Origin of the sequence: Methylobacterium sp. W2, assembly GCF_020662345.1 — a bacterium.
Classification (GTDB): Bacteria; Pseudomonadota; Alphaproteobacteria; order Rhizobiales; family Beijerinckiaceae; genus Methylobacterium.
In genome coordinates, this window is sequence record NZ_VMOA01000007.1 from 137247 (window position 1) to 146746 (window position 9500).

9 protein-coding genes and 2 tRNA genes are annotated in these 9500 nt (G+C 67.9%); 4 read left to right on the top strand and 7 right to left on the bottom strand.

The features are described 5' to 3' along the window. Both rfbD and rfbA read left to right on the top strand, forming a co-directional pair. Positions 1-909 (top strand): dTDP-4-dehydrorhamnose reductase, encoded by a 909-nt coding sequence (gene rfbD / locus FPV16_RS05995; RefSeq protein ID WP_227437000.1) that lies wholly within the window; start codon positions 1-3, stop codon positions 907-909. Continuing rightward, positions 906-1796: a glucose-1-phosphate thymidylyltransferase RfbA gene (gene rfbA, locus FPV16_RS06000; protein WP_227437002.1), complete on the top strand. Its 891-nt coding sequence runs from the start codon at positions 906-908 to the stop codon at positions 1794-1796. Before rfbD ends, rfbA begins: the two co-directional genes overlap by 4 nt. A gap of 54 nt (positions 1797-1850) precedes the next feature. Here rfbA and FPV16_RS06005 read toward each other — a convergent pair whose 3' ends face one another. From FPV16_RS06005 to FPV16_RS06025, 5 genes are all read right to left on the bottom strand, one after another. Beyond that, on the bottom strand, positions 1851-2417 hold the full coding sequence (locus tag FPV16_RS06005) for a hypothetical protein (protein ID WP_227437004.1): 567 nt from the start codon (positions 2415-2417) through the stop codon (positions 1851-1853). Between the two features lie 168 nt (positions 2418-2585). Then, positions 2586-3875: a calcium-binding protein gene (locus FPV16_RS06010; protein WP_227437006.1), complete on the bottom strand. Its 1290-nt coding sequence runs from the start codon at positions 3873-3875 to the stop codon at positions 2586-2588. A gap of 748 nt (positions 3876-4623) precedes the next feature. Beyond that, positions 4624-4699, bottom strand: a tRNA-Ala gene (locus tag FPV16_RS06015). A 130-nt stretch (positions 4700-4829) separates the two neighbouring features. Further along, a tRNA-Ala gene (locus FPV16_RS06020) sits at positions 4830-4905 on the bottom strand. A 179-nt stretch (positions 4906-5084) separates the two neighbouring features. Beyond that, complete coding sequence (locus tag FPV16_RS06025; RefSeq protein WP_026175741.1) at positions 5085-5474, bottom strand: TIGR02300 family protein; 390 nt, start codon at positions 5472-5474, stop codon at positions 5085-5087. 250 nt (positions 5475-5724) lie between these two features. On the opposite strand from FPV16_RS06025, the gene aroA reads away from it, so the two are divergent. Both aroA and cmk read left to right on the top strand, forming a co-directional pair. After that, the gene (gene aroA, locus FPV16_RS06030; protein WP_227437008.1) at positions 5725-7074 is read left to right on the top strand and encodes a 3-phosphoshikimate 1-carboxyvinyltransferase; all 1350 of its coding nucleotides are present in this window, start codon (positions 5725-5727) and stop codon (positions 7072-7074) included. A 5-nt stretch (positions 7075-7079) separates the two neighbouring features. After that, a complete protein-coding gene (gene cmk, locus FPV16_RS06035; protein WP_227437010.1) occupies positions 7080-7712 on the top strand; it encodes a (d)CMP kinase in 633 nt (210 codons plus the stop codon). A 10-nt stretch (positions 7713-7722) separates the two neighbouring features. Here the strand turns inward: cmk and FPV16_RS06040 are convergent, their stop codons facing one another. Together FPV16_RS06040 and FPV16_RS06045 are read right to left on the bottom strand one after the other, a co-directional pair. Beyond that, positions 7723-8163, bottom strand: a complete 441-nt coding sequence (locus FPV16_RS06040; protein WP_227437011.1) for a DUF805 domain-containing protein — start codon at positions 8161-8163, stop codon at positions 7723-7725. After that, positions 8160-9500: ATP-dependent helicase C-terminal domain-containing protein (locus FPV16_RS06045; protein WP_319802220.1), on the bottom strand; the 1341-nt coding region annotated here is incomplete at its 5' end. The genes FPV16_RS06040 and FPV16_RS06045, both read right to left, overlap by 4 nt.

Genomic DNA, 9500 nt, shown 5'->3' on the forward strand with positions numbered 1-9500 from the left:
ATGGATATCCTGATCCTCGGCGGGGCGGGCCAGGTCGGCACCGAACTGCAGGCGTCCCGGAACTGGGGCCCGGGCGTGACCCTGGTCGCCCCGACCCGTGCCGAACTCGACATCACCGATGCGGCCGCCGTGGCGCGGATCTTCTCCGAGCGTACCATCGGGGCGGTGGTGAACGCCGCCGCTTATACCGCCGTGGACAAGGCCGAGTCGGAGGTGGTGGAGGCTTGGCGCCTCAATGCCTTGGCCCCCGCCATCCTCGCGGCCGAGACGGCGCGGCGCGGCATCCCCCTTGTCCACGTCTCCACCGATTACGTCTTCGATGGCGCCGGCTCGGGCGCCTACGCGGCCGACGCGCCGATCCGTCCGACCAGCGTCTATGGCGCCAGCAAGGCCGCCGGCGAGATGGCGGTCCGCACCGCCAATCCGCGCCATGCGATCCTGCGCACCGCCTGGGTCGTGAGCCCGCACCGGGGCAACTTCGTCAAGACCATGCTGCGCCTCGCCGCCGAGAGGGATGCGCTGAACGTGGTGAACGACCAGCGCGGTTGCCCGACCTCGGCCGCCGATCTCGCCGCCGCCCTCGCGGACATCGCCCTGCGTCTTTCCGCCGACGGAGACGCGCCCACAGGCACGCACCATTACGTCAATGCGGGTGCGACCACTTGGCACGGTTTCGCGCAAGCCATCGTCGCCGGCTCCGCCGCGCGCGGCGGCCGGAGCGTTCCGGTCAACGGCATCCCCACGAGCGCCTATCCGACGCCCGCCCGGCGGCCCGCCAATTCGGAACTGTCCACCGAGAGCCTGACGAAGGCCTACGGGCTGAGGCCGCGCCCCTGGCAGGCCGCCCTCGACGACATCCTCGACCGGCTGGTCGGCCCCGCGCATCATTCAGCAGAGACACAGTCATGAAGGGCATCGTTCTCGCCGGCGGGTCCGGTACGCGCCTCCATCCGGCGACCCTGTCGATCAACAAGCAGCTGCTGCCGGTCTACGACAAGCCGATGATCTACTATCCTGTCTCGGTGCTGATGCTCGCCGGCATCCGCGAGATCCTGATCATCTCGAGCCCGGAGCATCTCGGCAATTACGAGCGCCTGTTCGGCACCGGTGAGCAGTTCGGCCTGTCCTTCAGCTACGCGGTGCAGCCGCGTCCGGAAGGCCTCGCCCAGGCCTTCACCATCGGGCGCGACTTCGTCGGTTCGGACGACGTCGCCCTGGTGCTGGGCGACAACCTGTTCTTCGGCTCGGGCATGAGCGCCATGCTGAAACAGGCGCGCGAACGGGCGAGCGGCGCGACGATCTTCGCCTATCATGTGGACCACCCCGAGGCTTACGGCGTGGTCACCCTCGACCGTGACGGACGCCCGCTGCGCATCGTCGAGAAGCCCACGGTGCCGGAGAGCCCCTGGGCGGTGACCGGCCTCTACTTCTACGACAATCGGGTGCTCGACATCGCCGCCGCCGTGGAGCCCTCGGCCCGTGGCGAATTGGAGATCACATCCGTCAACCAGGCCTATCTCGACCTCGGCGAGCTTTATGTGCAGCGAATGTCGCGCGGCTATGCCTGGCTCGATACTGGGACGCATGACAGCCTGCTGGAGGCGGGCGAGTTCGTGCGCACGCTGCAGAACCGGCAGGGCCTCCAGGTCGCCTGCCTGGAGGAGATCGCCTATCTCCAGGGCTTCATCGACAAGGCGCAGCTGATCGCCCGCGGCGAACTCTTCGCCAAGACCGCCTACGGCCAGAACCTGCTGAAACTGTCGAAGCTCGACCCGGAATCCCGCCTCGACGAGTGACGGACGTGGCTGAGCAGGTTTCGCAGAACCGGGGGCCACTTCTGCGAAACCTGCTTAAGCGCCACCGTCTGCGAGGATGGCGCCGGTATAGGTCTCGCTGACCTCGCAGATCGGGCGCCCGGACCGGTCCGAGAGGATCGCCTCGATGGCGAAGACGAGATCCGACGGGCCGGGAACACCCGCATCCCGCGGCCACAATCTCAGCAGACGGAGGTTTCGCCGTCTGGGGAACAGCGTGTGGACCACCCGGCCGAAGGGAGCCTCGGTCACATCGAGTGACAGGTTCATCTCCGCCGTCAGACGCGCCGGGACGTACCAGTTCTCGGCCTGCGACAGGACGTGGCCTGCGCAACTCAGGCGGACGTGCCGATACCGAACCGCTTCTCCGTCGGACAGGGCGAGCCGATGGGCCTGCAACGGGCTCGGGTCCCGTTCTGGACCCGGAACCCGCGTCGCCACGAGACGGGCCTCCGACGCGAGCCGACGCTCCTCGCACCAGCCTTCGAGCACCGTCGTCGCGCTGTCGCCGTTCAGGAGCCGTGCGCTCAGGGTCTCGATCAGCGCCTCGGCCGTTTCCGTGGTGGAGGTGGTGAGGGCATGCCGTCCGGCGGGTAGGGTCATGGCTCCGACCTATCATGCGGCCGAAGGCGACACACGCCATCATCCTTCTCCGTGCCCGACCGATTGGGGACCACCGGATCGTCCGCTCACGCCCGGTCCACGGAACCGAATGCCGGGCTCCGCTCCCGGTGCGACCGGAAACGGAGCCGATGGGCAGAGGCGCCCGCGTCAGGCGCCGAAGACGAACAACTCGTTCAGCCCGCCCTGCACGTCTGCGATCCCCACATCGTGCAGGATGATCTTGTTCGAGGAGGCGCCCTCCTTGAAGGTCACCAGCGTGTCCCGGCCGTTATTGAGACCGCGCAGGATGACGTCAGTCGCGTCGACGCCCTCGATATCCACGGAGATGTGGTCAACGTTGGTGTTGAATCCGTAGATGTTGTCGCGGCCGAAGCCGGCTTCGAAGTGGAACGTGGTGTCGCGGCCGCTCGCGATGATCTTGTCGTTGCCGGCCCCGCCTTCGATGATGTTGCTACCCCTGGTGACCTGAATGCGGTCGGCGCCCGACGTGCCGATGATCTCCACGTCGGCTGAGCTCTGCTTCACGATCCTGGCGCCCGTGGTCACCCCCGACATGTCGAGGTCCATATCGCCGCGCAGGTAGACGGCCTCGATACCGGTGAAGTTGCCGTTGGTCAGGCTCACGGAGCCGGCGCCCGCAACGATCAGGAAATCGGTGCCCTCGCCGCCATCCACGTGCTCGGGCGTCTCGCTGATGACGAGACGGTCCTTGCCGCCCAGGCCATAGAGCGTGTCACGACCGCCATTGCCGTTGATGCTGTTATTGCTGGAATCCCCGATCAGGCCGTCGCCGAAGGTGCTCCCGAGCAGGTTCTCGAACCCGCTGAACGTGTCTCCCACCGCGTCGCCACCCTCGGCGAAGTCGTTCACAAGACCGACGCTAACGCCCGCCGTCGAATGGGCATAGCTCAAGGTATCGATACCGCCGCCGCCGGTCAGGCTATCGGCTCCCGCACCGCCCTCGATGACGTTGTTGTTGCCATCGCCGTCTGCAGCATCCTCGAACGCCGTGAGGCGAAGATTGGAAATGTTGCTGAAACTGTCCTGGAGAATCGTTTCGCGTTGATCCAGGCCTCTGCCGCTCGCCATGTCGACGCCGACGCCGAAGAACCGTCCGGGTTGATACTCGTAGGCTGCCGTGAACGAGGCGTAGCTCAGGGTGTTGGTCCCCGCACCGCCGTCGATCGTGTTGGTGCCCAGGCCGGCTTCCAGGATGTCGCTGCCATCGCCGCCAGCGAGGGCGTCGTCGCCATCGCCACCGTTGAGGATATCGTTGCCATCGCCGCCATCGAGGCTGTCGGCGCCGCCGCCACCGTTGAGGATATCGTCGCCGCTTCCGGTCACCAGGACGTCGCCGAGATCACCCCCGGTGAAATCCAACGCGTTGGACGAGTCGCTGAAATCCGCGAAGATGCTCGTATTGGCGACAGACAGCATTTCGGCTGTCTGGATATCCTGCAGATACCCGGCCTCGTTGAGCGTTTCGGCTATGAAGTCACCAAAACTCACTGCTATCTTATAGATTTCGTCTATTGGAACGGCGACCGATGCTACATCACTGTTGATATCACTATAACTTGAATTACGAGTGTATTTGATCGATGACATCGTCAAACCTTGCAGAATTATAGCCTTGCCGCGCGTTCATCGAGAAACCGAGAGGCCTTTTGATCGAACAGCGGCGGCAAGATACAGTCTCTCCGTGAATCGATTGATAATCTTTGACCATTTATCAAATGCATCGTCGCGCTCAACACCTGAGATAGCGCAGAAAGGCGCCGCACCTCGATGCGGGGGTGATGGTATTGCCGACGCAACGGACGGAACGAGCGCGGGCCTGAGCGGAGCCGGCCTCCGCCCTCCCGAACGCGAGACTCCGGCGGGATCACCGGAGGGCGATCGACCGGCGACCGTATGGAAGGACAAGCGGCCAAAGCGCTCCGCTGGAAAGCTCTGGCATCGCGGATCTGGGCGTCAGCGAAGACGGCTCGGCACCGATCCGTCGGCTGAGGCGCCGGGCGGACCACGATGGCCCGATCAGCCGAACGCTTCGGCCGCGCGCCTGCGAGGCTTCACGCCACGCGAGGGCCGAGCCATGTCTTTATGACGATCGAAGAGAGGGATGACCAAGAAGATCCGGACAGGGCCGGCTTGCGGCATCCGGGTCGTCGTCGCGAAGATCGAATGGTGGAGCCTAACGGGATCGAACCGATGACCTCTTCCATGCCATGGAAGCGCTCTCCCAGCTGAGCTAAGGCCCCACATTCCGGGACAACCGCGACGCCGTCTCGCGATTGTCGTCATCATCGGTGAACCTCACCGAGATTGGTCTTGTCCGATTCGTTTGACGGCGCCCCTCGGGGCGACATCCGCGAAACGGATGAAAAGAAATGGTGGAGCCTAACGGGATCGAACCGATGACCTCTTCCATGCCATGGAAGCGCTCTCCCAGCTGAGCTAAGGCCCCACTTCTGGGACCACCGCAACACGTCTCGCGGTGGTCGTTCCGCCAACCTGCCTTGCGGCGTCCGGCGGAGGCGGTTCTATATTCGGGCGCTTGCCCGGACTCAAGCCCCTAATCGCATTCCCCGTCGAGAATTTTTGGCGCTGGGCCTCGGGACATGCAAAGCGAGGCGGGGACGCGCCTCAGCTTTCCTCGTCGTTCTCGATATCGCCGTCGATGAGATCGGCCACGTCGTCGTCGCCGGTATCTTCCTCCTCGAGGAAGGTGTCGTCGGCGTCGGTCGAATCGGCATCGTCGTCGCCGGTCGTGGTGTCCGCTTCGTCCTCGGCGGCCTCGACCTCGTCGAGGGACACGATCTCGGGACCGCCCTTCTCGGCGTCCGTATCCTCGTCGTCGTCAGCCGGGACGGCTGCGGCGCGGGAGGCGAGGGCGGGAGCTGCAATGCGCGAGGTGGCGGCGGCCTGATAGATCGTCCCGCATTTCGGGCAGGTCGCGGGATCCTTGTCGAGATCGTAGAATTTCGCGCCGCAGCTCATGCATTGACGCTTCAAGCCGAGTTCCGGTCTGGCCACGGGCGAACCTCTGATAGGGATTTGGGAGAGGCGCCCCGTTAGTCGGGTGAAACCGTCCTGTCAAATGCTCTCACACAGGCGATCTACCGCGTTCGGCCCAAACCTCGTCGGGATTCGACCGCGCAGAGGCCGCGACGGGTCGGATGACGCCGCCCCGCCTGCGTGGTAACCGGCCCCATGACGTCGCCGCCGGCCGAACGGTCGGATGCGGCGGCCCGACTGCGCCAGAAGCCGAAAAGTCATCATTCCCGTGTCGCATCACTCCGAACCGCAGCCCCTGACCGCTTCCGCCGGCGCGCCCTTGCGCGGCGCGCTGCGGCCGCCGGGCGACAAGTCGATCTCCCACCGGGCGATGATCCTCGGTCTCCTCAGCATCGGCGAGACCCGTATCGAGGGCTTGCTCGAAGGCGACGACGTCCTCCGCACGGCCGAGGCCGCCAGAGCCCTTGGGGCGGGAATCGACCACCTCGGGGAGGGCAGCTGGGTCGTGCGCGGCGTCGGCATCGGTGGGATGACCGATCCGGCCGGCGTACTGGATTTCGGCAATGCCGGCACCGGCTCGCGCCTGATGATGGGCGTCGTCGGCGGGCAGGACGTCACCGCGACCTTCGACGGCGACGCCTCCCTGCGCAAGCGCCCCATGCGCCGCATCCTCGATCCGCTGATCCGCATGGGCACTCAGGTGCTGAGCGAGGAGGAGGGCGGCCGCGTGCCCCTCACCCTTCGCGGGCCGAGGGAAGCCATTCCGATCACCTACGAGACTCCCGTCGCCTCGGCGCAGATCAAATCCGCCGTGCTGCTCGCCGGCCTCAACGCACCGGGAACCACGACGGTGATCGAGGCGGCCGCGACAAGGGACCATAGCGAGCGGATGCTGCGCCTGTTCGGGGCCGAGGTAATGGTGAGTCCGCACGGGCCCGGCGGCCATGGCCGCACCATCGCCCTCACGGGCCAGGCGATTCTGCGCGGCACCGACGTCATCGTGCCGGCCGACCCGTCCTCGGCGGCCTTCCCGCTCGTGGCGGCCCTCATCGTCCCGGGCTCGGAGGTGACGATCCAGGGTGTGATGATGAACCCGCTGCGCATCGGCCTCATCACCACGCTCATCGAGATGGGCGCCGATATCGAGAGGCGCAACGAGCGCGACGAGGGCGGCGAGACCGTGGCCGATCTCCATGTCCGCGCCAGCCGCCTCACGGGCGTGGACGTGCCGGCCGAGCGGGCCCCCTCGATGATCGACGAATATCCGGTCCTCGCCGTCGCCGCCGCCTTCGCCGAGGGCGTCACCCGGATGAACGGGCTGCACGAACTGACGGTGAAGGAATCCGACCGCCTCGCCGCCGTGGCGGATGGTTTGCGCGAGAACGGCGTGACCTACCGGATCGAGGGCGACGACCTCATCGTCGAGGGCGATGGCTCCGCCGCGCGCGGCGGCGGCACCGTGGCGACCCATCTCGACCACCGCATCGCCATGGCCTTCCTGGTGATGGGCCTCGCCACCCGCGAGCCGGTGACCGTCGATGACGGCGCCATGATCGCCACCAGTTTCCCGAGCTTCCTGCCGACGATGCGGGCACTCGGCGGCCGCATCGCGGAGTGAGCCCCATGCCGATGGTCATCGCGATCGACGGACCCGCCGCCTCGGGCAAGGGGACCCTCGCCAAGCGGCTCGCCGCGCATTATGGGCTGCCGCATCTCGATACCGGCCTGCTCTACCGGGCTGTGGCCCTTACCGTGATCGATGCGGGCTACAACCTCGACGATCACGCCGCCGCGGCTCGGGCCGCCGCGACGCTGATCGCCGATCGGCTTGCTGACCCGAGGCTGCGCGAGCGGGCGATGGGGGACGCGGCCTCCCGCATCTCGTCGATCCCGGCGGTGCGCGCGGCCCTCCTCGCCTGGCAGCAGCGCTTCGCCGGTGGCGCCAGCGGCGCCGTCCTCGATGGCCGCGACATCGGCACGGTGGTCTGTCCGCAGGCCCAGGTGAAGCTGTTCATTACCGCCGCCGCCGAGGAGCGCGCCCGGCGCCGGCACCTCGAACTCCTTCGTCGGGGAGAGCCGGCGAGCCTCGGGGCGATTCTGTCCGATATCGTCGCCCGCGATGCGCGCGATGCCCAACGCTCGACGGCCCCCCTCAAGGCCGCCGCCGACGCTGTCCTCCTCGACACCACCGATCTCGACGCGGACGAGGCCTTCGAGGCGGCGCGTGCCGTGGTGGACCGGGCGCGCGTCCACTGACGTCGGCCTATCACTCCGGCTCGGGCCCGTAGCGGTTCGGGCCGGGCGTACCCCGGCGACAGACGGTCTCGACGAAGAACCACAGGTTGAAGCCTGTCATCGCCAGGGTGGCGGCGATCACGGGCACCGGATAGGCGTCGGCGAGAGTCTCGATCGGCGCGAAGCCCGCCAGAGTGACGACCACGTCGGGAAGCATCCACCACCCCGTCCGATCCCGGTCGTGCAGGCGCCGGATCGTCGCCACGACGAGGAATGCAGCGGTCGCGGCCAAGGCGACACCGACAATGGCGAGGCCCGTGAACCGAGCCTCCAGCGACGCGGCCAGGATGGCGACGCTGCCGGATACGCAGAAGAGCAGCAGCATCCCGATCAGCCGGCGATGATAGCGCCGGCGGGACAGCCGGCCTCGCGGATCGAAGAGCTCTGCGAGCGAAGCAAGCCTGTCCATCATGTCCCCCTCGGTTTCACACGTCGGGTCGGCGGCTCGGTGAGCGGATCGTCCGGCCAGGGATGGCGCGGATAGCGTCCGCGCATCTCGGCGCGCACGGCACTCCATGAGCCGCGCCAGAAGCCGGGCAGATCCTTGGTGATCTGGATCGGCCGCGAGGCCGGTGACAGGAGGTGGAGGACCAGCGGCACCCGTCCGCCGGCGATGGCGGGATGGCGGTCGAGCCCGAACAGTTCCTGCACCCGGACGGCCAGGACCGGCCCGCCCTCGGCATCGTAATCGATGGGAATGCGCGAGCCTGTCGGCACCTCCACATGGGTCGGAGCCTCCGCGTCGAGGCGGTGACGCATGTCCCAGGGGAGGAGCGCGCCGAGCGCACGGCCGAGATCGTCGGCCGTGACGGCGTCGAGGTTGGTGCGTCCTTCGAGCTCGGGCGCGAGCCAGTCCTCCACCGATGCGCTCAGCGCCGCGTCGGAGAGGTCGGGCCATGCGTTGCCCTCGGCGGCGCGGAGGAAGCTCAGGCGGGACCGCCATTGGGCGAGGGCCGGCGTCCAGGGCAGGCTGTCGAGGCCGAGGCCAGCGATACCCCGCGCCAGGATGACGGCCGATGCCGCATCCAACGGCACCGGCAGGATGCGCTCGCCGAGGGTCGCGGCACCGAGGCGGCGGGACGCGCGCGCCCTCAAGGACCGGGACGCCTTGTCGAAACTGACCTGGGTGACGGAGTCGATCCGTTCCGCGAACGCGGCCTCGATCTCCTCCAGGGTGATCGCGGCGGCGGCGAGGATGCGCCCGGAGGCTGCCGTGCCGGCGATATCAGCCACCACGAGGAAGGCTTCGCGGGCAAGCGCCGAGGCCGGGTCCACGCGCCCGGCACGGCCATTCGCCATGACGAACTCGCCGTCCCGCCCCCGCGAGCGGGCGACGCGGTCGGGATAGGCCAGCGCAAGAAGCGGCCCGGCCCCGGAGACATCCGCCGTCGTCACCGAGCCCGCGAAACCGGCGGCCTGCTCGGCCCAGCCGCGCGCCAGACGCCGCATGTCGGAGGCGCGGGTTCCGCGGTCGCGTGCGAACCGGTCGGCGCGGACGGAGAGGTCGGCATCGTCGCCGCCGAGCCCGCGCTCCACCAGGATCGCCGCGAGATCCGCCGCCTCCCGCGACCGCCCGAACCCGGCCGCCGCGACCACCATCCGGGCAAGCCGCGGGGGGAGGGGAATGGCACGCAGGGCCCGTCCCGTCTCGGTGAGGCGCCCGTCGGCATCGAGGGCGGAGAGGTCGCGCAGCATCGACCGCGCCTCCGCCAGGGCCGGGGCGGGTGGGGCATCGAGGAACGACAGGGT